Raw genomic sequence first — 25,816 nt, forward strand, 5'->3', positions numbered from 1 at the left:
AGCCGGGCAATGGCCACAATAGGCCTAGTACCAGGGAACGCCAGTCCTTGACGGAACGGTCCAAACCCATGTAGGCAGCGATCGTCCAGCTACATTCAGCACATGTCTGGCATCCATGTAGAGCGATCCGGCCTGGTCACGACCGTCGTCCTGTCCCGTCCCGAGGTGCGCAACGCGGTGGACGGGCCGACGGCGAACGCCCTCGCGGACGCGTTCCGGGATTTCGAGGCCTCCGACGCCGCCGTGGCCGTGTTGTGGGGCGACGGCGGCACCTTTTGTTCCGGCGCGGACCTGCACGCGATCGACACCGAGCGCGGCAACCGCGTGCAGGAGGAAGGGGACGGGCCGATGGGCCCCACCCGCATGCGCCTGTCCAAACCCGTGATCGCCGCCGTCGAGGGCTACGCGGTGGCGGGCGGGCTGGAGCTGGCGATCTGGTGTGACCTCCGGGTGGCCGCGCGGGACGCGACCTTCGGGGTGTTCTGCCGCCGCTGGGGCGTGCCCCTCGTCGACGGCGGCACCGTACGGCTGCCGCGCCTCATCGGAGCGGGACGGGCCATGGACCTGATCCTCACCGGCCGGGCCGTGGGCGCCGAGGAGGCGCGGCAGATGGGCCTGGTGGACAGGGTCGTGCCGCCAGGGGAGGCGCGGGAACGTGCCGAGGAGCTCGCCCGCTCGCTTTGCGCGCTTCCCCAGGATTGCCTGCGGCAGGACCGCCTGTCGGCTCTGGAGCAGGAGGGGCTCACCGAGGAGGAGGCCCTGCGCAACGAACTGCGGCACGGCATGATCTCGCTGCGCGGCCAGATGACCGAGGGGGTCGGCCGCTTCCGCGCGGGAGCCGGCCGCCACGGAAGCCAGGAAGGACCGACGGCGGCTCAGTCGTATTCGAGGTCCGGCAGCGGCGACGGCGGGTCGGGGCTCCGCCACACGACCACATAGCTGAGGGTGGCGGCCGTGAACGCCTCGCTCAGCCGGTCGAGGTCGAATTCGGGCAGGTAGCGCAGCCTCGCCAGGAAGGTCGCGTCGGTCGCGGAGCGCGGCACCACACAACCCTGTCCGTCGCGGTCGAGCAGGACGATCAGGATGTCGGATTGCGTGACACCGCCGACGCGAACCTCGACGACGTCCTCCCACGCGAGGGCCTCGACACTGCCGTCGGCGTAATGGCGGGTTACGCCCTCTTCGGTTACGTAGACATACGAATCCGGCACTGAGTTGCCGTGCATGGGCGCGATTGTGACGACTTACGAGCACTTCCTGCAAGGGAAGTCGCTAATCAGCACCCCAGGTGTGATCCAAATGGGCCGCCACGGCCCGCCGCGCCGCGTCGGACGGGCCTCGCGCGATGGCGTCGAGAAGGTCGCGGTGCTCGGCGACCAGCGTCTCCCTGTCGGGGTACACGGCGCGCAGCCGTACGAGGCCGAGCCGCGTCTCCGCCGCCAGCACCGCGTAGAGGCGTTCGAGCCTGGGGCTCCCCACGGCGAGGATCAGTTCCTCGTGAAGCGCCATGTGCTCGGCGACGACATCCGCCCACGGCGCGTCCGCCGGAAGCGCCGCCATGCGCGTCAGCGCCCCGTCGGCCGAGGCCACCCGGCGGCCCGCCAGCCTTTTGGCCATGAGGTCCTCAAGCGGGCGCCGGACGTACATGAGGTCGTCCAGGTCGCGGGTGGTCACCTCGGGCACGTACGCGCTGCGGTTGCGCTCGCGCCGCAGGAGCCCCTCGTGGACCAGCACGGCCAGGGCTTCGCGGACGGTCGGGCGCGCCACTCCGTACAGGGACGTCAGCTCCTGTTCGGGCAGGGCCGTGCCGGGGGCGATCTCCCCCGAGAGCACGCGCCGTCGCAGGGCTCCCGCGAGCGCGTCGACCGTCGAGACGGGGTGCAGTTTCACGCCGACGATTGTGCCTTCTCATCGCCGGAGGGCGCATCGGACGGGGTCCCGCGGGCGGACGGCGGCCCGGTCCGCTCGGGGAGGGCGACCAGAACCAGACCGGCGCCGAGCAGGGCGAGCCCCGCCCAGGACACCGCGGTGAGCCGCTCGTGCAGGACGACCAGGCCGAGCAGGGCCGCCACGGCGGGCTCCGCCAGGGCCAGGGTGGCCGCCTTCGCCACCGGAGTCGTGCGCAGTCCCCTGCCATAGAGGAAATAGGAGAGCGCCGTCGTGGCGAGGCCCAGATAGAGGGCGGTGAGCAGCCCTCGCGGCTCGCCCAGCCACGCCGTGCCCCTCCACAGCAGGATCGGCAGCATGACCGCCGCCGCGCCGCCGAACATCACGCCCATCACCGCGCCGGACGGCGCGCCGCGGCCGATCGCCCGCGCGGCGGTCACCGCGTAGAAGCCGTAGAGCAGCCCGCCCGCCAGCGCGAGCAGCACGCCGACGGGATCGACGCCCACCGCCTCTCCTCCCGACACCAGCGCCGCGCAGCCCGCGACCGCGGCGGCGGTCGCGAGGGTCCAGCGGCGGCCCGGCCGCCCGCGGTCGTACAGCCACGACAGCAGGCCGGTGAAGACCGGTCCGCTCCCGATGGCCACCACGGTCCCGACCGCGACCCCGGTGCGCCCGACTGCGGCGAAGTAGCAGAGCTGGTACGCGGCCACGGCCCCCGCCCCCGCGACCAGCGACAGCGGACGCCCCCTGGCGAGCAGGCCCCACGCGGCCGGGCCCGCCGCCACGGCGAGGACGAGGCCCCCGATGACCAGCCGGGCCGCCGCGAGCGCCACCGGATCGGCCGCCCCTCTCAGCGCGAGCGTCCCCGCCGTGCCGGCGGTTCCCCACAGGACGGCGGCGGCGACCACGGCGGCGGGACCCCCGGCCGTACGCGCGGCGGAACCCCCGGCGGACGTACGGGCGGCCGGACTCCCGGACGTGCGAGAGGTCCCTGATTCACCTGTCATGGCCATATTGTCTGACAACTAGACAAAATTTGGCAAGGAATCTGCCGTTTCCCCTTGGAATGGGGCCGTTTTGTTGTTAGAGAGCCCTGGTTCCCCGTGATCCTCATTGGTACTGTTTCGCCACCAATAACCCGCGTGTAACGATGCGGCTCCCCTGCGAGGTCACATGGGCGGGCGTAAGAGGCCCATCAAGTTCAAGATCCTGAGCCTGGTTCTGGTACCGCTGGTATCCCTCGTGGGGATCTGGGCTTTCGCCGCGACGATCACCATCCAGAACGGTCTCGACCTCCTCAAGGTCAGCACCGTCTTCGACAACACGATCGTTCCCGCGCGTGCGCTGATGACGGAGGTCGAGCAGGAGCGTTACCTCTCCCTGCTGGCTCTGGGATCGCGCGCCTCCGACCGCGGCGAGCTGGACGCCCAGCGGGCCAGGACCGACCAGGCACGTGCCACGCTCGAAAGGCTGGCGCTCGCCGAGGACGTCCGGAAGGTCACCAGCGCCCCGCTCCTGCAGCGCGTCACCGAGCTGGTCACGGTCGCCCGGCGGCTCCCGGAGATCCGGGCACGGGTCGACTCAGGGAGCTTCACCCGGCTGCTGACCCTGGACGCCTACCGGCTGATCACCGACTCCATCGGCCGCGTCTACGACAAACTGGCGCTCGCCTCCGACGCCCAGGGGGAGCCCACGCGGGCCATCGTCCTCATCGGACGCAGCCGCGAGCTCATGAGCGAGCAGTCGGCGCTGCTCGCGGGCGCGGTCGCGTCCGGCTCGATCAGCGGCGAGGAGCGCACCGCCTTCACCGCCATGGTGATCAAGCGCCGCCTCCTGTACGACATGGGCTTCCAGCGACTCGACGAGGAGCTGCGCCAGCCGTACCTCACGCTGCAGAACTCCCCCCTCTTCGCCAAGTACGCCTCGATCGAGGACCAGGTCACGCAGGACGTACGGCCCGGCAGGTCCCTGCCCGGCGCGGCGGTGACCTGGGGGTCGACCCTCCAGAACCTCAACCTGACCTTCGACAGGCAGGCGGGCGTCGCGTCCAAGAAGATCGCCGACCGGGCCCTGCCCCTCGTCGCGACCATCCTGTGGCAGATCGCCCTCGCCGCCGGGCTCGGGCTCGTCGCGGTCGCCGTGTCGCTGTACATCTCGGTCCGCTTCGGCCGGCTCATCACCGCCGAGCTGGTCACGCTGCAGTACGCCGCGCTGGATCTCGCGAACCAGAAGCTGCCCTCGATCGTGCGAAGGCTCCGGCAGGGCGAGGACGTCGACGTGGCCTCCGAGACCCCTCCGATCCCCACCGGGACCACCCAGGAGATCGCGATCGTCAGCCAGGCGTTCACCTCCGTGCGGACCACCGCTATCGAGGCCGCCGTCGGGCAGGCCGAGATCCGCAAGGGCGTCAGCAAGGTGTTCCTCAACCTGGCGCGCCGCAACCAGTCACTGCTCCACCGGCAGCTGTCGATGCTCGACGGCATGGAGCAGAGGGTGACCGACCCCGAGTTGCTCGACGAGCTCTTCGGCCTCGACCACCTCACCACGCGCATGCGGCGGCACGCCGAGGGTCTGATCATCCTCTCCGGGGCCGTCCCCGGGCGCGGGTGGCGCACGCCGGTGCCGCTGTACGATGTCGTCCGCGCGGCGGTGGAGGAGGTCGAGGACTACCTGCGCGTCCACGTCGCCGTACCGGAGAACATGGCGCTGTGCGGCTCCTCGGCCACCGACGTCATCCACCTGCTCGCCGAGCTGGTGGAGAACGCGACGATGTTCTCGCCCCCGCACACCCACGTCGAGATCCGTGGCGAGCTGGTGGCCAGGGGCTTCGTGATCGAGATCGAGGACCGGGGGCTCGGCATGAGCCCCGAGGAGATGGAGCAGATCAACCAGAGACTGGCCGATCCGCCGGAGTTCGACCTCGCCGACAGCGACCGGCTGGGCCTGTTCGTCGTCGGCCGCCTGGCCGCCCGTCGCGACATCCGCGTCTCGCTGCGCCCGTCCCCGTACGGCGGCACGACGGCGATCGTGCTCGTTCCCGAGGGCCTGGTGAGCCCGGCCGAGCCGGGGCCTGACGAGTACTCCGTGGAGCGGATCAGCGCCGTGGAGGCGGGTTTCGCGAACGGGCACGCCAACGGCAACGGGCTCGGGCTCCTCACCGGCGCCGTGACCAACGGAAACGGCCACACGAACGGCAACGGTCACGGGTACCTGAACGGGAACGGCGGCGGGACGGGGAACGCCGGGACCGGACCCGGGAACGCGAACGGCAACGGGCGTGACGGAGTCCGTGGGGCCGGGCTGCCGCACCGGGTGCGCCAGGCGAACCTCGCTCCCCAGCTCCGCGACGCGGCCCCGCCTGGTGGCGGTGCCGCCGAGCGCACGCCCAGGCATATGGCGGGCCCGATGAGCGACCCGATGGAAGATCCCCTGGACGCTCCGCTCCAGCCCTCTTCCGACATGTTCTCCTCGTTCCGGGCAGGCTGGGAGCGCGCGCATGAAGGGGAGGGGGACACGCCATGACCGACGGTGGTGAACGCTGGCTCGACCAGGAGGCAGGGCCTCTCATCCGCCCCTACACCGTCACACGCGGCCGCACCCGGCCCTCGGGTCCCGCGTTCGACATGGTCGCGATCGTCAGGGCCGTCGCCGGCGCCAGGCCCGCCGCGGGACTCGGCCCCGAGCACCTGCGCGTCCTGCGCATGTGCGGGAAGCCGATGTCGGTGGTCGACCTGGCGTCCGAGAGCGGCCTGTCGCTCGGCGTCGTCCGTGTCCTGCTGGGCGACCTGCGCGACCAGAGGCTCGTGACCGTACGGCCTCCGGCGACCATCTCCCAGCTGCCGGAGGAACGCCTCCTGCGGGAGGTGATCCAGGGCCTCCAGGCCTTGTAACCGGCGCCCGGCGTGACGGGGCCCCCTCTGAGACCATCCAGAGGGGGCCCTGCGGCGTAGCGGGCGTATCAGCTCTTGATCGTGTAGCTGTCGCCGTACACCTTCCAGGTCAGGGGCGGGTTCAGGTCGAGGTTGCCGGCCTTGAGGAAGACCCGCTGCTCGGTGTCCACCCTGCTGGTGTCGCTGTGCGCCTCTTCGGTCTTCATCGCCGCCTTGCGCGCGTCGAGGAAGGCGTTGAGGTACGTCGTCTCGTTGCCACCCTGGGCGGGGGTCTTGGCCTTCTTCATGGCCGTCTTGCGGATGCCGCCGAAGCTGACGCTGTCGTCGCCGGGGCCGTGCATGACGATGGCGTCGTAGTAGATGAACTGGCCGAGGGCGCGCAGCCCGTCCGCCTTGGCCTGCTGGACCGCCGGGTTGAAGTAGACCCTGTCACGCTCGGAGTTCTGCGCCTGCTGGAAGACCGTGTCCTTGGCGGCGGTCGCCCAGTCCTTGGTGAAGTTCGGGTCGAGCCCGCTGTGCGAGTCGCTGCCGTTGACCTTGCGCAGCGCCGGAAGGTACTTGGCGAGGACATTGCCCGGCTTGTTCTTGGCGTACAGCTCGACGAGGTCAAGCATGTCGCCGGTCCCCGAGCAGAAGCCGATGATCCCGGCCGTGTACCCGCGGCCGTCGTCGATGTCCTCGATGTACTTGTACTGGGCCTTCCAGTCGAGCGAGGAGTTCTCCGCGCTCGACACCAGCTGCATGGCGATGTCCTTCTTGTGCGGATCAGTGAGGTCGACCGACGCGGCCACCATGGACACGCGGGCCGAGAGCGCCGAGTCCGACGCGTGGGCGGCGCCCGCTCCGCTCACGAGAGCCGGGACCAGTGCCACGGCTAGCGCGGGGACGAGAAGGACGGCTCGTCGGGGGGACTGCCTGACCGGGGGGATCTGCACCTGTCTCTCCGTTCCCGCCACTCCGGACGGGGCCGCGCACGACGAAACCGCCCAGGACACAGGCAGTGCGGGGCTCACATGACCAGGAGTTTCCGGCGGTCTGGCCGAAGGCGGGGGCACCTTCGGGGATCGTTAGGAAAGTTTTCTAACGAATAGAAGCATCGCCCCGGAGCCATGTCAACGCCCACCGCGAAGCACCGCCTCCACCTGCCCGGATCGGACCAGGTCACTCGGACGCCCACCCAAGGTAAAGACTGGGTACCCATTCGTGATGAATGGGTAGTGATAGGGGTAGTTGTCCCGTTACTAGGTATGGGCCCGTCGGGAGATGCTCGACGTGTTGGTAAAGAGAACGAGCTGACGAGAAGATCAATCGGATTCAGGTGCAAGCCATGTGTCAACACCAGCCTCAGTGCCCGCCCGCGACCGCCGTCGACCACGAAGCGGCCTGTCTTGTGGCGTCTCACCCCGAGCAGGGGTGGGGGTTGCTGTGCAACGGCGTGGTGGTCTTCGACGACACGGGCGAGCTCCTGCCTGACGGACGAAGCATCCCCCCGGTCCATCGTTTCGCTTATGGTGCCGAGGCCTACGGAAGGGCGGCATGAAGATGATCACGCAGGTCGCCTCACCGCCCCGGACGAGCGCTTACGCGCCGGCGGCCCTCCGCATCGGGCCCGCCCGGCACCGGGCGACGCGGGCGTCATGGGTGCTCCTCCCCGACCCGGCCACCGTTCCGAAGACCCGGGGACGGGTGCGCCGCCAGCTGGCCGAATGGGGCGTCGGCGAGGAGGGTGACATCTTCGAACTGCTCGTCAGCGAGGTCGTCACCAACGCGATGCGCCATTCCTGGGGAGCGGTCATGACCGTCTCCATGAACCACGGCACCCTGCGCTGCGAGGTCCAGGACACCAATCCCGCCCTCCCCCAGGTGTGCCACGCCCACGAGGGTGACGAGGGCGGCCGGGGGATGTTCCTCATGGAGGCGCTTTCCAAGTCCTGGGGCAGCTACCGCGTGCCCGCGGGCAAGATCGTCTGGTTCGAGACGGCCTGCCCGGCCGGGGACGGCGGCGACGATGAGTGACGCCGCCGGTCAGGACGGCCGGCCTCGGCCCGGATGGGCCGGACCGGCCTTTGCCGGACCCCGGCGGCGACCCCAGGCCACGCGTCGCGTCCTCGTCGGCAGGCCTCTGAGACGTGCCGTCTGCGAAACCCAGGATCTGCGGACCCCGTCAGGCCGCGCCCTGCCCTACTGAACGCCGTACTGGATACGGAAACGAGGCCTGTTCTCCCGGTACCCGGATCCCGGACCGGCGGCCAAGGTCTCCCCCCTGCCGGGCCTCCGGGCCCGCTCCCCCTCCCCCGGTGACGCCGGGGTCGGCCCGATTGCCCGCTATCGGTCGACCCCGGCGTTCCGCTGCCTCCGGCCGGGAGCCGGCCCGTCGTCCTTCTCTTTACCCGGGTCCCCCGGGCCGTCGTCCCCGCCGTCCCCGCCCCGGCTCTGCTCGGCGGCCCAGACCGCGACCTGCGCGCGGGAGTGGAAGCCGAGCTTGCTCAGGATGTGCTCGATGTGCCCCTCCGCCGTGCGCTGGGCGATGATCAGCGTCGCGGCGATCTCCTTGTTGCTCAGCCCCCGGGCGACGAGCCGGGCGATCTCCGTCTCCCTGCGGGTGAGCGGCGAGGGACGAGCGCCGCCGTCGGCGCAGGGGGCGGCGGGCGTGCTGTCCTCCAGGGCGTAGGCGAGCGCCTCGTCGAGGGAGAGCCTGGCGCCCCGCTGCATCGCGGCCTTGTACGCGGGCTCTCCGAGGGCCTGGTGGACGCGGCGTCCGCATTCGTCGTGGTAGCTGGTCAGATGCCCGAACCCGGCCATCGGCACGCCGACCGTCTGCCAGACGCCCCGCAGGACCCCGAACAGCCGGGCCGCCCTGTCGAAGTCGCCCACTCCGGCGGCGATCCAGGCCAGGACCTCCAGGTTGATCCCCATGCCCTGCCAGTCGTGGAGCGAACTGTCGAACCGCAGGCTCTCCTTCGCCAGGCACGCGGCACGGTCCGCGTCGCCCTCACGCCATCTCTCGATCGCGAGCGCCATCATCGCGTAGGCCCGGTGCCAGAGATCCCCTCGTGCCTCGCACGTACGGAGCGCCTCCTCGCCGGCGGCGACGGCCCGTTCGAAGTCGCCTTCGTAGGAGTAGGCGAGGGAGAGCCGGGTCAGGGCGATCACGTCTCCCACCTCGTCCCCGGCGGCCCGGCAGGCGGCCAGCGCCTCCTCGAACAGCTTGATCGCCGGCTCGATGTCTCCCTGGTACATGGCGGCCATGCCCGAGTAGAGCGCGACATAGGCGAGGACCGAGTCGAGCCTCAGCCGCTCCCCCAGCGTCTGGCTCTCCTCCAGCATCTCCAGGGCCGGGGGGATGTCCCCCTCCAGGATCGCCAGCCAGCCGGCGCCGCACAGTGCCCGTGCCCGCACGTCGCTGGGCCGGGTGACCAGGGACAGCCCCTGCCCGAAAAGGCGGCGGCCCTCGTTGACGTGGTGGCTGGTCTTCCAGTGGTACAGCAGGTCGGTGACCGCCCGCAGACCCTCCTCGGCCTCCCCCTGCTCGAAGCCGGAGCGCAGGGCGACCCGCAGGTTGGCGTGTTCCAGCCGCAACCGTACGAGCCACTCCACCTGCGATCTTGTGAAGAGCTGATCGCGGGCCTTGGCCGCCAGTTCGCGGTAGTAGACGCGGTGGCGCCGCCACAGCGCCTCCTCCTCGCCCGACTCGGCCAGCCGGTCCTTGCCGTACTGGCGGATGGTCTCCAGCAGCCGGTAACGGACCCCCGACGGATGCTCCTCGCGGACCAGCACGGACTTCTCCACCAGCCCGATCACCAGGTCGATGACGTCCTCACGGGCGATGCCGTCGCCGGAGCACACCTCCTCGGCGGCCTCAAGGTCGAGCCCGCCGCAGAAGACCGAGGTGCGGGCCCACATCAGGCGCTCGGCCTCTGTACACAGCTCGTAGCTCCAGTCGACCAGCGCCCGCAGCGTCTGGTGGCGGCGCGCCCCCGTTCGCGATCCCGCCGTGAGCAGCCGGAACCGGTCGTCCAGCCAGTCGAGCAACTGCTGGACCGAGAGCGCGCGCAGCCGTACGGCCGCGAGCTCGATGGCCAGCGGGATGCCGTCCAGCCGCCGGCAGATCCGCTCCACGGCGTCCCTGTTGGCCTCGCTGACCGAGAAGTCCGGCAGGACCGCCTCGGCCCGCTCCGCGAACAGCCGTACGGCGTCGACCTTGGCCAGCGCGTCCGTCGACAGCCTGGCCGTGGCCGAGTCGGGGACCGGCAGCGGCAGGACGGCCAGCGTCTGCTCGCCACTGATCCTCAGCGGCTGCCTGCTGGTGGCGATGATCCGCAGCTCGGGCGAGGAGGCGAGGAGCTCCTCCGCGAGGATCGCGCAGTCGTGCAGCAGGTGCTCGCAGTTGTCCAGGATGACGAGCGCCTTCTTGTCGCCCAGGTACTCGCTGACCGACTCCACGGGGGACAGTGCGGGCTTCTCCTCGATTCCGAGGACTTCCGTCAGGGCGTGGGCGATCAGTTCCGGATCGGTCAGGGGGGCCAGCTCGACGAGGCACACGCCGTCGGGGAACGCCCGCTGCACGTCGGCGGCCACCCGGGTGGCCAGCCGGGTCTTCCCGACTCCGCCGACCCCCGTGAGGGTCACCAGCCGGGACCTGGACAACAGCGACTTGACGTCCGCCACTTCCTGCCGACGTCCGACGAAGCTTGTCACCTCGGCGGGCAGCCTGCGCACCCGCCGCCGCTTCGAGATGCTAGATGCCATCCCGCTCACCAGTGCCTCACAGCGACACCGGGTACCGGATCAGCGTGCACGGCACACGAGTCGACATAAGTCAGGTTATGCCCCGGCCGTTTTGGAACCCACGTCCTCCGCGCACCGATCGTCCCTGCTGACCGCAAAGCTTTGATGTGAAGATGACCGCCTCGCCGCCCGATCACGGGCGCCCGAACCGCCGAAAAGGCGGCCACAGACTGTCGGACCTCCCTGGCAGCATCTCGTCCATGACATCCACACGGGAACCACTCACGGGAAAGGTCGCGCTGGTCGCCGGGGCCACGCGCGGCGCCGGCCGGGGGATCGCGAGGGAGCTGGGCGCGGCGGGCGCCACGGTGTACGTCACCGGACGCACCACGCGGGAGCGGCGCTCGGAGATGAACCGGCCGGAGACGATCGAGGAGACCGCCGAGCTGATCACCTCCGCCGGGGGGACGGCGATCGCGATCCAGGTCGACCACCTGGAACAGGACCAGGTCAAGGCGCTGGCCGAGCGCATCGACCGGGAACAGGGCCGGCTCGACGTGCTGGTGAACAACATCTGGGGCTCGGAGTCGCTCTTCGAATGGCACTCCAAACTCTGGGAGCACGACCTCGACGCGGGCCTGCGCCTGCTGCGGCTCGCGATCGACACCCACCTCATCACCGGCCACTACCTGCTGCCGCTGCTGATCAGGCGGCCGGGCGGGCTGCTGGTCGAGGTCACCGACGGCGTCGCCGAGTACAACGAGAGGCACTACCGGCTGTCGGCCTTCTACGATCTCGCCAAGACCTCGGTGATCCGGCTGGCGTTCGGCCAGGGCGAGGAACTGCGGCCGTACGGCTGCACCGCCGTCGCGCTCACCCCGGGGTGGCTGCGCTCGGAGCTGATGCTGGAGCACTTCGGAGTCACCGAGGAGAACTGGCGCGACGGGGCCGAGCGCGACCCCCACTTCGCGATCTCCGAGACGCCCGCCTACGTCGGACGGGCGGTCGCCGCCCTCGCCGGCGACCCCGACGTCGCCCGGTGGAACGGGCGTTCGCTGTCCAGCGGGCAGCTCGCTCAGATCCACGGCTTCACCGACGTGGACGGGAGCCGTCCCGACGCCTGGCGGTACCTCGCCGAGGTGGTCGACGAAGGCAAGCCCGCCGACGTCACCGGCTACCGCTGACCCCCGGGAGGAGACCGGCCACCACTGACCCCTGGTCTCCTCCCGCACGGGGCGGTGTCGACGCGCGGGGCGAACCGAAAAGCAAGTGCGACCTTCCCGGCAAGCGTGTGACGATCGGGCGATGTCGAAGGAATGGGCTCTTGACGAGCATGCGCATGCGGGACCCGAGCATCTCGACCCCGGCTTCGTCGCCGGGTTCGACCGCAAGCAGGGCCGGCCCGACCCCGCCGGGGATCTCGCCGTGCTGGGCGAGCACGGCGTGGGCGAGGCGGCGACCGTCGTGGACCTCGGCGCCGGGACGGGCCGGTTCAGCCTGGCCGCCGCGCGGCGGTTCCGGCGCGTCGTGGCGGTGGACATCTCCCCGGCGATGGGGAACCACCTGCGCGACCGCGCCGCCGAGGCCGGGCTCTCGAACGTCGAGGTCGTACGGGCGGGTTTCCTGTCCTACGACCACTCAGGCCCGCCGGCGGACGCGGTCTACACGCGCCACGCGCTCCACCAGCTCCCGGACTTCTGGAAGGCGGTCGCGCTCGACCGCGTCGCCCGGATGCTGCGACCGGGCGGCGTCCTGCGCCTGCACGACCTGATCTTCGACTTCCAGCCCGCCGAGGCGGACGAGATCCTCGACCGCTGGCTCGACGGCGCGGCCGACGATCCGGAGCGTGGCTACACGCGCGGGGACTACGCCGAGCATCTCCGCACCGAACACAGCACCTTCCGCTGGCTGCTCGAACCCATGCTGGAGGCGGCGGGCTTCGAGATCGTCGACACCGCCTACCACCAGTCGATCTATGGCGCCTACACGTGTGTCAGACGCTGATCTTTAAGAGTTGACTTATATAAGCGGTAGCTGCCAAGCTGTGCCCCGTGCACGCGTTCGACGTCCTCGGGGACCCGGTCCGTCGCCGGATCCTCGAATTGCTCGCCGACGGTGAGCGGTCGGCCGGCGAGGTCGGGGAGGTCGTCCAGGAGGAGTTCGGCATCTCCCAGCCCGGGGTGTCGCAGCACCTGCGGGTGCTGCGCGAGAACGGGTTCGCGACGGTCAGGGCCGAGGGCACCAAACGCCTGTACGCCGTGGACCCCGCGCCCCTTCGGGAGATCGACGTGTGGCTGGAGCGTTACCGCCGGTTCTGGAGCCAGGGGCTGGACGCCCTCGGCACCGAGCTCGCGCGGGGGCGGCGCGACCGTCGCGCGAGGGACCGGGCGAGCGCGTCGCCGCACAACCCCCTCGACCAGGAAGACCAGGAAATACCATGATCAAGATCGCAGTGACCAGCGTTTTCGTCGACGACCAGGCCAAGGCCCTCGCGTTCTACACCGACATCCTCGGCTTCGCGAAGAAGCAGGACGTCCCGGTCGGAGAGGACCGCTGGCTCACCGTGGCCTCCCCCGCCGGGCCCGAGGGCGTCGAGCTGCTCCTTGAGCCGAACGGCAACCCGATCGCCACGACCTACCAGCAGGCGCTCTTCGAGTCCGGGATCCCCGCCGCCTTGTTCGCCACCGACGACGTCCACGCCGAGTTCGAGCGCATGAAGGCGCTCGGCGTGGTCTTCACCATGGAGCCGACGGAGATGGGCACGGTGACCCAGGCGGTGTTCGACGACACCTGCGGCAACCTCATCGGCCTCGCCCAGTTCGGCTGACGGCCGCCCGCCCGGCGCTCCACCACCACGAAAGGGCACCACGGCACATGACCGACGTGTTCGGCAAGGACGACCCGATCTCGGGCACCGAGCGCGAGCTCGGCAGCCGGCACCGCGACGGGGGTGAGACGCGGACCATCCTGATGCGCCGGCGCTACGACGCCGAGGTCGAGGACGTCTGGGACGCCTGCACCGACCCCGACCGGCTGAGCCGCTTCTTCATGAGGCCCTCGGGCGACCTCCGGGAGGGCGGCACGTTCAGCTTCGAGGGCAACGCCGGAGGCAGGATCCTGCGCTGCGAACCGCCCCGGCGGCTCACGGTCACCTGGGTGTCCGGCGAGGTGGGCGACCTGCCGGAGGACCAGGTCGAGCTGCGGCTGTCGCCCAGCGGCGACGGCACCGAGCTGGAGCTCGAACACTCCTCGTTCGGCAAGATCACGGACCTCGTGCTCAACGACCCCGAGAAGGGCCTCTGGGGCCTCGGAGCCGGCTGGGAGCTGGGCCTGATCGGCCTCGGCACGTTCCTTCGCGGCGAGTTCCCGGACGCCGCGCCCACCGAGATCGGCGACCTGCCGGAGATCACCGACCTCGCCGACCAGATCAGCCGGGCCTGGGCGGGAGTGCTCGACGAGGCCGGGCTCACGTCCGGTCCTGGCAGGGGTACCGGCACCGCGTCCGATGACGGCGCGGCCTGACCGGCCGTCGTCCCGAAGCCCCTGCGCATCGCCTCCTCCACTGCATAACCTCTCACGGCCTTCAATGGAAAGCCTTATATCGGCCAGCGAATGGCAATCATCCGGCACCTTTCCCGCTCGCACGAGTGACGGGAATCTCGGGGCCGATCGGCCCCCTCATTAACCCGCCGAGCATGTCCATTATTTAGCGAAAAATCCAGATTTATCACCCTGCGACGGCGCGAGCCATGAGCCGGATCATCGACGGCAATTTCCATGATCAGACACCATCCTCACCGCAGAAGGCCTGATCAACCACCCCGAGGCCGATCGGCGAAGAACGATCACGTCCAGACAAAACACTTTTTGGATTTCCTCCTGAAACGGGAAGTCCGCGAAGCTTCGATGGACATGAGTGGCCTTGTGGCGTTTGTACGGGTACCGCTCGTGGAACCGTATCCGTAGACCGAGGCCATGATTCGCGGAGGATCGCGATGGCCATGTTCTCTGCCAGTCCGACCGGCATCAGCGATATACGTGTGGCGAGTCTGTGATGGGTGAGTTAGGAGATTCGAGACGCAGGCACCCCTTGAAAGGATCCAGCACGTCGGCCGCCTTGAGAGGAGAGCCCCGATGAGTCTGGCCGATCGCAGCGCTAAATCCGACATGTTGCTCCATCCCTATGTTCTGAGTGATCTCCCAGGCCCGCGCTCCGCGGAACTGCTCGCCCGGCAGGCCCAGCGGGAGTCGAACGCGCGAACCTACCCGCGCCGCCTTCCCCTGGCCATCGCGGACGCCTCCGGCAGCTTCCTGCGCGACCTCGACGGCAACACCTTCATCGACTTCCTCACCGGCGCGGGGGTCCTGTCGCTCGGGCACAACCACCCCGAGCTGGTACAAGCCGTGACCGGCCAGCTCACCCGCCTCACCCATGGCCTCGACTTCCCGACCCCGGCCAAGGACGCGTTCACCGAGGCACAGCTGTCCATGCTGCCCCCGGGACTGCGCGACAACATGAAGATCCATTTCTGCGGGCCCACGGGAGGCGACGCCGTCGACGCCGCGATCAAGCTCTGCAAGACCGCCACCGGCCGGGGTGACGTCATCGCCTTCCAGGGCGGATTCCACGGCAGCGGCCACGCGGCGATGGCCCTCAGCGGGCTCGTACGGCAGAAGCAGCCTGTGCGCAACGGCGTCCCGGGCATCCACTTCTTCCCCTACTCCTACTGCACCCGCTGCCCGCTTGGCCTGGTACCCGAGACGTGCGGCACCAACTGCGCCGGGCACCTCGAACGGTCGCTGCACGACAAGAACGGCGGCGTCCCGCTGCCGGCCGCAGTGATCATGGAGATGGTGCAGGGCGAAGGCGGGGTGATACCGGCCACCAAGGAGTTCGTCCAGCGGGTGCGCGACCTGACCCGCGAGCTGGACATCCCTCTCATCGTGGACGAGGTGCAGACCGGATGCGGGCGCACAGGCACCTGGTTCGCCTTCGAGCAGTACGACATCGAACCCGATGTCATCGTCGCGTCCAAGGCCCTGAGCGGCATCGGCATCCCGGTCGCGATCATCATGTACGACCGGCGGCTGGACGTCTGGGCGCCCGGCGCGCACATCGGAACCTTCCGGGGCAACCAGCTCGCGTTCGCCGCCGGGGCCGAGGCGGTGCGCATCATGCGGCGCGACGACGTGCTGGCCAACGTCCGGGAGCGCGGCGAGCAGATCGCCGACCGGCTCGCCATGCTGCCGAAGAACCCGTGGGTGCGCGAGGTGCGCGGCCTCGGCCTGATGTGGGGCGTCGAACTCGCCGAACCGCTCGACGGAAGCCCGGCCACCGAGCTGGCGCACGAGGTTCAGGCCGCCGCGCTGCGCCGGGGACTGATCATCGAGATCGGCGGGCGTGACGACTGCGTCCTGCGGATCCTCCCTCCGCTGAACGTGACCGCCGACGTCGTCGACACCGCGTGTTCCATCCTCGTCGACGCCATCGACGAGCGCTGCCTGGTGGCGGCCTGAGCCGGTCCGGCACCAGGGCATCTGTGGTGGTTGATGGAGGCAGCATGACCAGACAGGCCGACGTCCAGGACGTTCAGCGCTTCGATCCCCGGCCCGCGCCGCCGGCCGGCCAGATCCTGATCGGTGCGAAAGGCCCGCGGGCGGCCCGGCCAGGGGGCGGGGACAGGCTCGAAGCGCTGTTCGAGGAGCAGTGCGACCGGCTGCGTGCCGCCGAGCGTGGCGACCAGCGGGCGGTGGACGCGGGCGACGTCGTGCTCACCTACGACGAACTGGACGCACGGGCGAACCGGCTGGCCCGGTACCTGCTCAAGCAGGGAGCCCGGCCCGGCGATCGGATCGCCCTGCTGTTCGACCACGCCGTGCACTCCTACGCCGGCATGCTCGCCGTCCTCAAGATCAACGCGGCGTACGTGCCGATGGACGCCGGCTTCCCCGCCGACCGGCTGGCGTACATCGTGCGGGACGCGGGCGTGCGGACGGTGCTCTCCCTGTCGCACCTGCGCGGTCGCGTCGAGCACGTCGACGCCGACATCCTTTACGTCGACGAGGCGGAGAGCCTGGTCGCCGCCGAGGACGACCGGCGCCTGACGGACGACGAGCGCGGGAGGCCCGTCGACGAGCTCTGCTACATCATCTACACGTCGGGGTCGACGGGCAGGCCCAAGGGCGTGGCGATCCAGCACGCCGGCATCTGCAACTTCGTCCGCGTCGCGGTCGAGGCGTACGAGATGCGGGCGGACGACCGGGTCTACCAGGGCATGACGATCGCCTTCGACTTCTCGGTGGAGGAGATCTGGGTGCCCCTGCTGTCCGGGGCGACCCTGGTCCCGCGACCGCCGGGCGTCACCCTGCTCGGCCGGGAGCTGTGGGAGTTCCTCCAGGCCGGCCGGGTCACCGCGCTGTGCTGCGTGCCGACCCTGCTGGCGACCCTCGACAAGGACCTTCCCGGCCTGCGCTTCCTGCTGGTCTCCGGGGAGGCGTGCCCCCCGGACCTCGTACACCGCTGGCACCGCCCAGGCCGCAGGTTCCTCAACGTGTACGGCCCGACGGAGGCCACCGTCACCGCCACCTGGAAGGTGCTCCACCCGAGCGAGCCGGTGACCCTCGGCGTGCCGCTGCCGACCTACTCCGTGGTCATCCTCGATCCGGCCAAGGCGCGGGTGGTCCCCTCCGGAGAGCTCGGCGAGATCGGCATCGCGGGGATCGGCCTGGCCGGCGGGTATGTCAACCGCGACGACCTGACGGAACGGGCGTTCATCCCGGACTTCCTCGGGATACCGGACAACCCGTCGGGCCGTATCTACCGGACCGGGGACCTCGGCCGGGTCAACGACCTCGGCGAGATCGAGTACCACGGCCGTATCGACACCCAGGTCCAGATCCACGGGTACCGCATCGAGCTGGCCGAGATCGAGTCGGTCCTGCTCCAGGTGCCGGGGGTCGCGCAGGCCGTGGTCGACACCTACGAGCCGGAGCCCGGGGTCGTCGAGCTGGTCGCCTACTACAGTCCCCGCGAGGGCACACCGCGACTCGGCCAGGAGGACATCTACCGGCAGTTGCGCGGACGCCTTCCCGGATACATGGTCCCCGCCTACGTGGAGCAGCTCCCCGACATCCCGATGCTGCTGAGCAACAAGGCCGACCGAAAGAACCTCCCGCCGCCGAAGGGCCCCCGCTGCCTGGCCACCACGCACGCCTACGTGGCCCCTGCCACGCCCGCCGAAAGCGTCCTGGCCGGCACGCTGGCCGAGGTCGTCGGCCTCGAACAGGTGTCGGCCGACAGCCACTTCTTCGACGAGCTTGGGGCGAACTCGCTGCTGATGGCGCGCTTCTGCGCCCGCGTCAGAGAGCGGACCGACCTCGCGCCGGTGTCGATGAAGGACGTCTACCTGCACTCCACGGTCAGGAGCCTGGCCGCGGCCCTGGCGGACGCGGCCCCCGCCACCGAGCCGCGGGTCCCGGCGGAACCGAGCCCCGCGGCGAGCACGGCGCGGTACCTCCTCTGCGGAGCCCTGCAGTTCCTGCTGTTCCTGGGATACGCCTACCTCACCGCCTCGGTGCTCGTCGCCGCCTTCCGGTGGATCTCGGGGGCCACCGGTCCCGCCGACGTCTACCTGCGGTCGCTGGTGTCCGGCGGCGCGATCTTCGTGGCGCTGTGCACCGTCCCGATCCTGGCGAAATGGGCGCTCGTCGGCCGCTGGAAACCCGGGGAGATACCCGTCTGGAGCCTGGCGTACGTGCGGTTCTGGGCCGTGAAGACCCTCGTCAGGCGAAATCCGATGGCGCTCTTCACCGGTTCCCCGCTGTATGTGCTGTATCTCAGGGCGCTGGGGGCCAGGATCGGCCCCGGCGTCGTCATCCTGTCCAAGAACGTTCCCGTCTGCACCGATCTGCTGGCGATCGGCGGCGGCACCGTCATCCGCAAGGACGCGTATTTCCCCTGCTACCGGGCCCGTGCGGGCGTGATCGAGACGGGCCCGATCACCCTGGGGAATGACGCGTTCGTCGGCGAGGCGACGGTGATCGACATCGGCGCCACGCTCGGCGACGGGGCCCAGCTCGGGCACTCCTCGTCCCTCCAGTCGTCCCAGTCCGTTCCGGACGGCCGGCGCTGGCACGGCTCCCCCGCGCAGCCGACCACCACTGATTACCGGACGGTCGAACCCGCCGAATGCGGCACCTGGCGCAGGGCCCGCTTCGGCGCCCTGCAACTGCTGAGCGCGCTGCTCGTGTACATCCCCCTGACCCTCGGCGGCACGTACCTGCTCGGCACCCAGGTGCCGAGCCTCGCCGCGCTCACGGAGCGTTCCGCGGAACCGGTGGGCCGGCAGCTGTTCTGGGAGGCCCTGGTCACCTCCGGCGTGCTGTTCTTCGGTGCCGTCGCCGCCGGGCTCGCCCTGGTGGCCACCGTGCCCCGCCTGCTGAACCTCGCCGTCACACCGGGCAAGGTGCATCCCCTGTACGGCTTCCGCTACGGGGCGCAGCGTGCGATCACGCGGATCACCAACGTGCCGTTCTTCATGTACCTCTTCGGCGACAGCTCGTACGTCGTGAACTACCTCCGCGGCGTCGGGTACGGGCTGTCCACGGTCGAGCAGACGGGGTCCAACTTCGGCCTCGAACTCAAGCACGAGTCGCCTTACCTGACCTCCGTCGGCGGCGGCACCATGGTCTCCGACGGCTTGTCGATCATGAACGCGGACTTCTCCAGCACGTCGTTCCGCGTGTCACGCACGTCGGTCGGGGCACGCACCTTCGTCGGGAACAACATCGCCTACCCGTCCCAGAGCCGGGTGGGCGACAACTGCCTCCTCGCGACGAAGGTCATGATCCCCATCGACGGCCACCTGCGGCAGGACGTCGGGCTGCTGGGCTCGCCGTGCTTCGAGATCCCGCGCTCGGTGCAGCGTGACAGCGGCTTCGACCACCTGAAGACCGGCGAGGAGTTCCGCCGCCGCCTGTCCGCCAAGAACAGGCACAATCTCGTCACCATGGCGCTCTACCTGCTCGTACGGTGGATCTACGTGTTCGGCGTCACCCTTCTGTCCCTGCTCGCCGTCAGGCTGTACGGCCTCCTCGGCACGGCCGCCGTCGCCGCGGACATCGTGCTCACCCTGGTGTTCACGGCCGGATACTTCGTGCTGGCCGAGCGCGTCGCCATCGGGTTCGGGAGGCTGGAGCCGAGGTTCTGCTCGATCTACCAGCCGTATTACTGGTGGCACGAGCGCTACTGGAAGCTCAGCGTCACGACGCACCTGGACGTGCTCAACGGCACCCCGTTCAAGAACCTCTTCTGGCGGTTGCTGGGCGTGCGGCTCGGGCGCAGGGTGTTCGACGACGGCGGCTACATGCCGGAGAAGACGCTGGTCACCGTCGGCAGCGACTGCACGCTGGCGGAGGGGAGCCTGATCCAGGCCCATTCGCTGGAGGACGGCACGTTCAAGTCCGACCACATCGTCATCGGGGAAGGCTGCACCGTCGGGATGAGGGCACTCGTGCACTACGGGGTCCGGATGGGCGACGGGGCCGTCCTCGACCCCGACTCCTTCCTGATGAAGGGCGAGGAGCCGGCCCCCCACGCCCGATGGCGCGGCAACCCGGCCAAACAGATCTAGGACCCGCCGCTGTCAGCGCGTGGCGGCGGCCCGGTAGCGCAGGCCGTCCATCAGCAGGTCGAGCAGGCGGCGGGCCTGGTCGCGCTGGGCGGGCTCGCCGGCGGCGAGGGACACCCCGCCGAGGCTCGCCAGCACGTCGCCCGGTTCGGTGTCCGACCGTACGGTCCCCGCCGCCGCGCCCGCCTGGAGCAGCATCGAGATCGCGGCGATCAGCCGGTCGCGGCTCTGCTCGTACGGGTTCCCGCCGGAGGCGATGACCACTCGCAACGCGTCGGCCATGCCCCGCTTGGTCGTCATGTAGTCGACGAAGTGGTCCATCCAGGTGCGTGTCGCCTCGTCCGGCGGCATGGTGCGCAGGAGTTCCGCCGCGGCGTCGCACAGCCTCGTCAGCTCGTTGCGATAGGCCGCCTCGATGAGCGCCTCGCGGGTCGGGAAGTGGCGGTACAGCGTGCCGATGCCGACGCCCGCGGCCTTCGCGATCGCGTCGAGCGTCACGTCTGGCCCGTCCTGGGAGAACGCGCGAACGGCGACGTCGAGCAATCGGTCGCGGTTGCGCCGCGCGTCGGCGCGCAGCGGTCGAGGCCCTGTGGCCGGCACGTTCCCCTCCTCGTCGGTCCGTTTCGCCAACTGTCCCACTTCGGAGCCCGGCTTGCTAAGCGGAGGAACCTCCGATTAGAGTGGCACGTAGTGGAGGATCCTCCGTTTTCACCAGCGTACCGGCTTGGCGGCCCGATCCGGGTAGCCGAGCGAGACGGGAAACATCATGACTTCGACCACGCCCATCACCACGCCGTTCAGCGCCCGGTCCACGGCTGCCGAGGTCGTCGACGGCATCGATCTCACCGGCCGCCGCGCCATCGTGACCGGAGGGGCGTCCGGCATCGGCATCGAGACCGCACGGGCGCTCGCCGGGGCGGGCGCGGAGGTCACACTGGCCGTCCGCGACCTCGACGCGGGTGAGCGCACCGCGAACGACATCATCGCGACCACCGGCGACAAGCAGGTCCTCGTCGCGCCGCTGGACCTCGCCGACCGGGCCTCGGTGGCGGCCTTCGTCACCGCGTGGGACGGCCCGCTGCACATCCTCGTCAACAACGCCGGCGTGATGGCCTCGCCAGAGACGCGCACGCCCGAGGGGTGGGAACTGCAGTTCGCCACGAACCACCTCGGCCACTTCGGCCTGACCACGGGGCTTCACCGTGCGCTGGCGGAGGCCGGCGGCGCCCGCGTCGTGTCGGTCAGTTCCAGCGGGCACCTGCGCTCGCCGGTCGTCTTCGAGGACATCCACTTCCGGGAGCGCCCCTACGAGCCGTGGGCCGCGTACGGGCAGTCCAAGACGGCCAACATCCTGTTCGCGGTCGAGGCGAGCACGCGCTGGGCGAACGACGGCATCACCGTCAACGCGCTGATGCCCGGCGCCATCCGCACCAACCTCCAGCGGCACGTCACCGACGAGGACCTGGAGCGGATGCGCAACCAGAGCGGCGGCGGGTCGTACACGTGGAAGACGCCCGAACAGGGCGCCTCCACCTCCGTGCTGGTCGCCACCTCGCCCCTGCTCGAAGGCGTCGGAGGCCGGTACTTCGAGGACTGCGCCGAAGCGGCCCCGAACCAGCCGGGCACCCGCCGCGGCGTCGCCGCCTACGCCCTCGACCCCGAAGCCGCCGCCCGCCTCTGGGCCGTGTCCGCCGACACCCTGGCCGCGTGACCTCCCGGCCGCGGCCAGACGCGTCGCCTACTCCACGAGGTGCTCCTCCGGGTCAGCGGTCAGGGCCGGTGAGGCGGCGGTCGCCCTGGGTGGTGACGACGAACACCTGCCAGTTGTAGTAGGCGTAGTAGTTCCTGATGTCCTGCTTCATCTGGCGCGCGTGCAGCAGCACCGCGTCGACGTACGCCTGGGAGTGGTTGTAGGCGTACAGCGCGCGCCGGTAGTCGCGCGGTGCCCCCGACGCGTGCAGGTAGTTGGCCGCGGCGAGCAGGGCGTCCCGGGTGTCCTGGATGTCACCGCCCATCCCGTAGGCGGCCCATGTTCCCGGCATGAACTGCATGGGTCCCTTGGCGCCTGTGTAGCTGGGTGACCTCACGCGGCCGAACTTCGTCTCGACGAACATCACCGCGGCCAGCACCTCCCACTCGACGCCGAACCGGCGCTCGGCATGCCGGAAGTGGCCGAGCAGGACATCCGCGGGCTTGGGCGGCTGGACACGGAACTTGGCCGACCCGCTGATGGGCCGGACGAGGGAGCGCAGGTCGCGGATGGCCGTCACGTTGTCTTCCGCCTGCCTGGCCAGGGCCTTGGGCAGCCGGGCGTAGGTTCGGGAAGCGACCTTCGGATCGCCGGCCAGGTACCGGTAGACGCGCTGCTGGTGCAGCGCAAGCAGCACCACCGGCTCGGGCGCCTCCCCCTTGGCGGGATTCCCCTCGCGCACCCAGTCATCGGTGGCCTGCCGGAGCCGCGCGGTGGTGCTGATCAGGGACTCGGCCAGCCGTGACGGGTCCTTGGGGATCGCCGCGTCCGGGGCCGGGAGGACGGGCACCTCCCGTGAGGACTCCTTCGCCGGCGGCGACACCGCCCGCCCTGGGGCCGTACGCGTCGCGGTCTGGTTGGGCGTGGCCGTTGAAGCGGCACCTTGCGAGCCGGCGCATCCGGAGATCGAGACGGCCACGCTGACGAGCGAGGCGACCAGCAACCTCCCGCGCGACCGGCCCACGCCCCTGCCAGGTTGCCCGCGGCCCGAGGCGTCCCCCTCGATGGGCGTCGTGAGCCCGACCGGCCGGCGGTCCTGCCATGCGATCTGTGCGTGCTGATCCTTCATCGGTCCCAACGTACGCGCAGCGGCGACCTGCGAGGCGGATTTCCTGTGCGACGCCGGCCGCGGGCTCACTCGGAACCTTAGTGACAAGCTCTCTCGGGCGTCGGGCACTCGTAACCGGGATCGTCGAAGCCCCCCGGTGGACCATTCCGAGCATGCCGGGGTCAGTCGTCCCCCTGCGGGCACCCCTGCCTGACTTGATGCGGTCAAGCCATGAAAAATACAGGGTTGGGCAGCCGTCGCGTAGCGCACCATTGCCAGTGAATGGCCAGGTCATCGCCACTTCGCCCACCTTGGGCAGCGCAGGGAACGGTCTCCACTTTGTTGGTGGACTATCCAAACTAATCGCGGTCGGTTACTGTCGCGGCGACGCATTTGGGAGCGCTCCTGCAACTCGGATCACGCGGAAGATCGGAGACCCAACGTGCCATCACATCCTCATGCCCGGGCCGCCCGTCGATGGGCCGTCCGTACCACGGCCCTGCTGACCGCCATGGCGGCCTGCCTGGTGGTCTGGGCCGACGCTGCCTCCGCCCACGGCTCGCTCGTGGACCCCGCCTCCCGTCACTACGGCTGCTGGCAGCGCTGGGGGAGCGACTTCCAGAACCCCACCATGGCGCAGCAGGATCCCATGTGCTGGCAGGCGTGGCAGGCCGACACGACGGCCATGTGGAACTGGAACGGCCTCTACCGCATGAACCTCGGCGGCAATTTCCAGGCCGCGGTCCCGAACGGCCAGCTGTGCAGCGGCGGACACGCCGAGAACGGCCGCTACAACGCGATGGACGTTCCCGGCGCGTGGAAGGCGACGAATACCCGCAACAACTTCACCGTCAAGCTGTGGGACCAGGCCGGCCACGGAGCCGACTATCTCCTCGTCTACGTCACCCGTCAGGGTTTCGACCCCACACGTCAGGCGCTCACCTGGAACGACCTCCAGTTGCTGACTAAGACCGGGAAGTACACTCCCAGCCAGTACTACTCGGTCAACCTGAGCACCTCGGGGCGCAGCGGCCGCGCCGTGGTCTACATGATCTGGCAGGCCTCGCACATGGACCAGACGTTCTTCATGTGCAGCGACGTCAACTTCGTGGCCTGATCCCGGCACCGGGCCCGCCGGCCGCGCCCCGGCGGGCCCTTCCGCGGATCACGAGCGGAGGATATGGCGCTGGGCCTGCACCCTCATGGGGGTGCAAGCCCAGCGCGGTGGTGTCACCTAGGTGATACCAGGGTCAGTTCACTTGACGACGGCGAGGGTGTCGACGACTCCAGCGCCGAAGAAGCCGTTGTCGTCGACGGTGCCGACGCAGGCAGCGTTGTTCTGCGGGCACGACTTGGATTCGGCCCGTGCCTTGAGCTCACGGATCATCTCGGCCGGCGACCAGGACGGGTGCGCCGACTTCATCTGCGCCATGACGCCGGCGACGTGCGGGCTCGCCATCGACGTACCGCTCTTGGTGCCGTAGCCGTCGGCCCCGGTCCGGGTGTTCCACGTCGTCGAGTAGATCGACGAGCCGGGAGCCACGACGTCGATCTTGCCGAGGCCGTAGTTGGAGAAGGACGACCGAACGCTGTCCAACGTGGTGCCCACGCGCTGGAGGGATCCGACCGTCACGACACCGTCGAACTCAGCCGGGATGTCGTTGCAGTGGTTGTTGATCGTGCGCACTGTCGGCTTCGGCGCGTCGTTGGGGCTGCCCGTGTCCACGGTCTTGTTGGCCAGGTCATAGTTGGAGTTGCCCGAAGCAGCGACGTTCACGACGCCCTGCTTGGTGGCCCACCCCACGGCGCGCCGGAGGGCCTCCTTGCTGGCGGCCTGGTCAGGCTGGTCGTCACACCAGAACTCGAACGGGTCGACGTAGTAGGAGTTGTTCGTGACGTCCATGTGCTTCAGGCCCGCCCACATGAAGCCGCAGATGGCGTACTCCGGGTAGATGTAGCCGTCGTTGTTGACGACCTTGACGGCCGCCAGACGCACGTTCGGCGCGACACCGACGATGCCGATGTTGTTGCGGGCGGCGGCGATGGTGCCGGCGACGTGTGTACCGTGGTCGCTCGTCGTCGGGCGCCAAGCCAACGGCGTCTGATCCGGACGGCCGACGTTAGTGCAGTTGACCGAGTTCGCGACGTCGATGTTGGCCTTGAGGTCCGGGTGTGTCGGCGAGATGCCGCTGTCGAGTACCCCGACGAGGACGTTGCGGTTGCCGTCTGAGATCGCCTGCGCCTGGGGGGCCTTGATCATTTTCATGTCCCACTGGACCCCCTCATTGGGGTCGAGGCTCTCGCTAGGCTGCGGGTCGGACGGGATGTCGCCGTTGTCCGGCTTCTTGGCACCCTTCTTGTACCCGCTGGCGCCTGGGCCCCATGGCGCGGCCAGGTCGGCCGGCGTCCCCTCGGAGACCCCGGCCGTGCGGGTGGCGCCGACGGAGGCGACCGCGTTGCCGCCCTTGGCGGTGACGTTCGCGCGGAAGGCCGCGCGGTCGGCGTGGGCGACGACCACGCCAATCTCGGGCCAGGACTGGACGACAACACCTCCGGCCGCCTCGACCGCGCGCTCGACGAGACGAGTTTGGCCGGGGTTGGCGATCCGGGCGTTGACGACGTAGCTCATGAGCATCCCGTCGGGGATGTCCGCGTTGACGGGTGTCGACGTCGGCTCGTCGGCGATGGCCGCGCTGGCCGAACCGATCGCGCCTCCGAGGAAGGTGGCACCCACCATGGCAAACGCCGCGGCGGTGGCCGCGAGCCGTCGCTTGGGCAGGGCATGCTGCATGGGTTGCTCCTTGAGCGGTGATGCCGCGGCACCATCGCCGCGGTCTGGCCGGCCCCGATTTGGAAAGCCCGAAATCGCCCCGAGTCAAGCCTT

General features: G+C 69.9%; 22 protein-coding genes. 14 read left to right on the top strand and 8 right to left on the bottom strand.

Annotated elements, in window-relative coordinates; all coding sequences use genetic code 11:
* Positions 1 to 102 precede the first annotated feature (102 nt).
* Positions 103 to 939: a crotonase/enoyl-CoA hydratase family protein gene (locus tag ACGFIV_RS32060; protein ID WP_392838588.1), complete on the top strand. Its 837-nt coding sequence runs from the start codon at positions 103 to 105 to the stop codon at positions 937 to 939.
* Here the strand turns inward: ACGFIV_RS32060 and ACGFIV_RS32065 are convergent.
* From ACGFIV_RS32065 to ACGFIV_RS32075, 3 genes are read right to left on the bottom strand one after another with little or no spacing between them, the layout of a single operon-like run.
* Positions 876 to 1,226 carry a hypothetical protein gene (locus tag ACGFIV_RS32065; protein WP_358547697.1) on the bottom strand — a complete coding sequence of 117 codons (351 nt, stop codon included), beginning with the start codon at positions 1,224 to 1,226 and terminating at the stop codon, positions 876 to 878. The two genes, ACGFIV_RS32060 and ACGFIV_RS32065, sit on opposite strands and share 64 nt — an antisense overlap.
* 46 nt (positions 1,227 to 1,272) lie before the next feature.
* Positions 1,273 to 1,890 (bottom strand): GntR family transcriptional regulator, encoded by a 618-nt coding sequence (locus ACGFIV_RS32070; protein WP_392838590.1) that lies wholly within the window; start codon positions 1,888 to 1,890, stop codon positions 1,273 to 1,275.
* On the bottom strand, positions 1,887 to 2,894 hold the full coding sequence (locus ACGFIV_RS32075; protein WP_392838592.1) for an EamA family transporter: 1,008 nt from the start codon (positions 2,892 to 2,894) through the stop codon (positions 1,887 to 1,889). The genes ACGFIV_RS32070 and ACGFIV_RS32075 overlap by 4 nt, the downstream gene beginning before the upstream one ends.
* Before the next feature lie 235 nt (positions 2,895 to 3,129).
* Between ACGFIV_RS32075 and ACGFIV_RS32080 the strand changes: the two genes are divergently transcribed.
* Positions 3,130 to 5,409, top strand: a complete 2,280-nt coding sequence (locus ACGFIV_RS32080; RefSeq protein WP_392838594.1) for a nitrate- and nitrite sensing domain-containing protein — start codon at positions 3,130 to 3,132, stop codon at positions 5,407 to 5,409.
* Positions 5,406 to 5,777 (top strand): DUF742 domain-containing protein, encoded by a 372-nt coding sequence (locus tag ACGFIV_RS32085; protein ID WP_358547708.1) that lies wholly within the window; start codon positions 5,406 to 5,408, stop codon positions 5,775 to 5,777. Before ACGFIV_RS32080 ends, ACGFIV_RS32085 begins: the two co-directional genes overlap by 4 nt.
* 68 nt (positions 5,778 to 5,845) lie before the next feature.
* Here the strand turns inward: ACGFIV_RS32085 and ACGFIV_RS32090 are convergent, their stop codons facing one another.
* The gene (locus ACGFIV_RS32090; RefSeq protein WP_358547710.1) at positions 5,846 to 6,712 is read right to left on the bottom strand and encodes a chitosanase; all 867 of its coding nucleotides are present in this window, start codon (positions 6,710 to 6,712) and stop codon (positions 5,846 to 5,848) included.
* A 392-nt stretch (positions 6,713 to 7,104) separates the two neighbouring features.
* On the opposite strand from ACGFIV_RS32090, the gene ACGFIV_RS32095 reads away from it, so the two are divergent.
* Positions 7,105 to 7,317: a DUF5999 family protein gene (locus ACGFIV_RS32095; protein ID WP_358547713.1), complete on the top strand. Its 213-nt coding sequence runs from the start codon at positions 7,105 to 7,107 to the stop codon at positions 7,315 to 7,317.
* On the top strand, positions 7,314 to 7,793 hold the full coding sequence (locus tag ACGFIV_RS32100; RefSeq protein ID WP_358547716.1) for an ATP-binding protein: 480 nt from the start codon (positions 7,314 to 7,316) through the stop codon (positions 7,791 to 7,793). The genes ACGFIV_RS32095 and ACGFIV_RS32100 overlap by 4 nt, the downstream gene beginning before the upstream one ends.
* A 309-nt stretch (positions 7,794 to 8,102) precedes the next feature.
* Here ACGFIV_RS32100 and ACGFIV_RS32105 read toward each other — a convergent pair whose 3' ends face one another.
* Positions 8,103 to 10,526, bottom strand: a complete 2,424-nt coding sequence (locus ACGFIV_RS32105; protein WP_358547719.1) for a LuxR C-terminal-related transcriptional regulator — start codon at positions 10,524 to 10,526, stop codon at positions 8,103 to 8,105.
* Between the two features lie 239 nt (positions 10,527 to 10,765).
* Here ACGFIV_RS32105 and ACGFIV_RS32110 point away from each other — a divergent pair, with 239 nt between their 5' ends.
* The 7 genes from ACGFIV_RS32110 (at position 10,766) to ACGFIV_RS32140 (ending at position 20,137) form a co-directional block, all read left to right on the top strand.
* Positions 10,766 to 11,689: an SDR family oxidoreductase gene (locus ACGFIV_RS32110; RefSeq protein WP_358547721.1), complete on the top strand. Its 924-nt coding sequence runs from the start codon at positions 10,766 to 10,768 to the stop codon at positions 11,687 to 11,689.
* 121 nt (positions 11,690 to 11,810) lie between these two features.
* Positions 11,811 to 12,509 (top strand): class I SAM-dependent methyltransferase, encoded by a 699-nt coding sequence (locus ACGFIV_RS32115; protein WP_358547723.1) that lies wholly within the window; start codon positions 11,811 to 11,813, stop codon positions 12,507 to 12,509.
* Between the two features lie 47 nt (positions 12,510 to 12,556).
* Positions 12,557 to 12,946 (top strand): metalloregulator ArsR/SmtB family transcription factor, encoded by a 390-nt coding sequence (locus tag ACGFIV_RS32120; protein WP_358547726.1) that lies wholly within the window; start codon positions 12,557 to 12,559, stop codon positions 12,944 to 12,946.
* Positions 12,943 to 13,332, top strand: coding sequence for a VOC family protein (locus ACGFIV_RS32125; protein ID WP_392838599.1), 390 nt, complete (start codon positions 12,943 to 12,945; stop codon positions 13,330 to 13,332). The genes ACGFIV_RS32120 and ACGFIV_RS32125 overlap by 4 nt, the downstream gene beginning before the upstream one ends.
* Positions 13,333 to 13,379: 47 nt before the next feature.
* Positions 13,380 to 14,027, top strand: a complete 648-nt coding sequence (locus tag ACGFIV_RS32130; protein WP_358547728.1) for an SRPBCC family protein — start codon at positions 13,380 to 13,382, stop codon at positions 14,025 to 14,027.
* A gap of 612 nt (positions 14,028 to 14,639) precedes the next feature.
* Positions 14,640 to 16,022 carry a diaminobutyrate--2-oxoglutarate transaminase family protein gene (locus ACGFIV_RS32135; protein ID WP_358547730.1) on the top strand — a complete coding sequence of 461 codons (1,383 nt, stop codon included), beginning with the start codon at positions 14,640 to 14,642 and terminating at the stop codon, positions 16,020 to 16,022.
* Between the two features lie 44 nt (positions 16,023 to 16,066).
* The gene (locus ACGFIV_RS32140) at positions 16,067 to 20,137 is read left to right on the top strand and encodes a Pls/PosA family non-ribosomal peptide synthetase (protein WP_392838602.1); all 4,071 of its coding nucleotides are present in this window, start codon (positions 16,067 to 16,069) and stop codon (positions 20,135 to 20,137) included.
* A 12-nt stretch (positions 20,138 to 20,149) separates the two neighbouring features.
* Here ACGFIV_RS32140 and ACGFIV_RS32145 read toward each other — a convergent pair whose 3' ends face one another.
* On the bottom strand, positions 20,150 to 20,734 hold the full coding sequence (locus ACGFIV_RS32145; protein ID WP_392838604.1) for a TetR/AcrR family transcriptional regulator: 585 nt from the start codon (positions 20,732 to 20,734) through the stop codon (positions 20,150 to 20,152).
* A 166-nt stretch (positions 20,735 to 20,900) separates the two neighbouring features.
* Between ACGFIV_RS32145 and ACGFIV_RS32150 the strand changes: the two genes are divergently transcribed.
* The gene (locus tag ACGFIV_RS32150) at positions 20,901 to 21,845 is read left to right on the top strand and encodes an SDR family NAD(P)-dependent oxidoreductase (RefSeq protein ID WP_358547739.1); all 945 of its coding nucleotides are present in this window, start codon (positions 20,901 to 20,903) and stop codon (positions 21,843 to 21,845) included.
* Positions 21,846 to 21,897: 52 nt separating this feature from the next.
* Here ACGFIV_RS32150 and ACGFIV_RS32155 read toward each other — a convergent pair whose 3' ends face one another.
* Complete coding sequence (locus ACGFIV_RS32155; RefSeq protein ID WP_392838606.1) at positions 21,898 to 22,953, bottom strand: lytic murein transglycosylase; 1,056 nt, start codon at positions 22,951 to 22,953, stop codon at positions 21,898 to 21,900.
* 421 nt (positions 22,954 to 23,374) lie between these two features.
* Between ACGFIV_RS32155 and ACGFIV_RS32160 the strand changes: the two genes are divergently transcribed.
* Positions 23,375 to 24,049 carry a lytic polysaccharide monooxygenase gene (locus ACGFIV_RS32160; RefSeq protein WP_392838608.1) on the top strand — a complete coding sequence of 225 codons (675 nt, stop codon included), beginning with the start codon at positions 23,375 to 23,377 and terminating at the stop codon, positions 24,047 to 24,049.
* Between the two features lie 138 nt (positions 24,050 to 24,187).
* Here ACGFIV_RS32160 and ACGFIV_RS32165 read toward each other — a convergent pair whose 3' ends face one another.
* On the bottom strand, positions 24,188 to 25,723 hold the full coding sequence (locus ACGFIV_RS32165) for a S8 family serine peptidase (RefSeq protein ID WP_392838610.1): 1,536 nt from the start codon (positions 25,721 to 25,723) through the stop codon (positions 24,188 to 24,190).
* Positions 25,724 to 25,816 lie beyond the last annotated feature (93 nt).

Origin of the sequence: Sphaerisporangium sp. NPDC049003 (assembly GCF_043197795.1) — a bacterium.
Lineage (GTDB): Bacteria > Actinomycetota > Actinomycetes > Streptosporangiales > Streptosporangiaceae > Sphaerisporangium.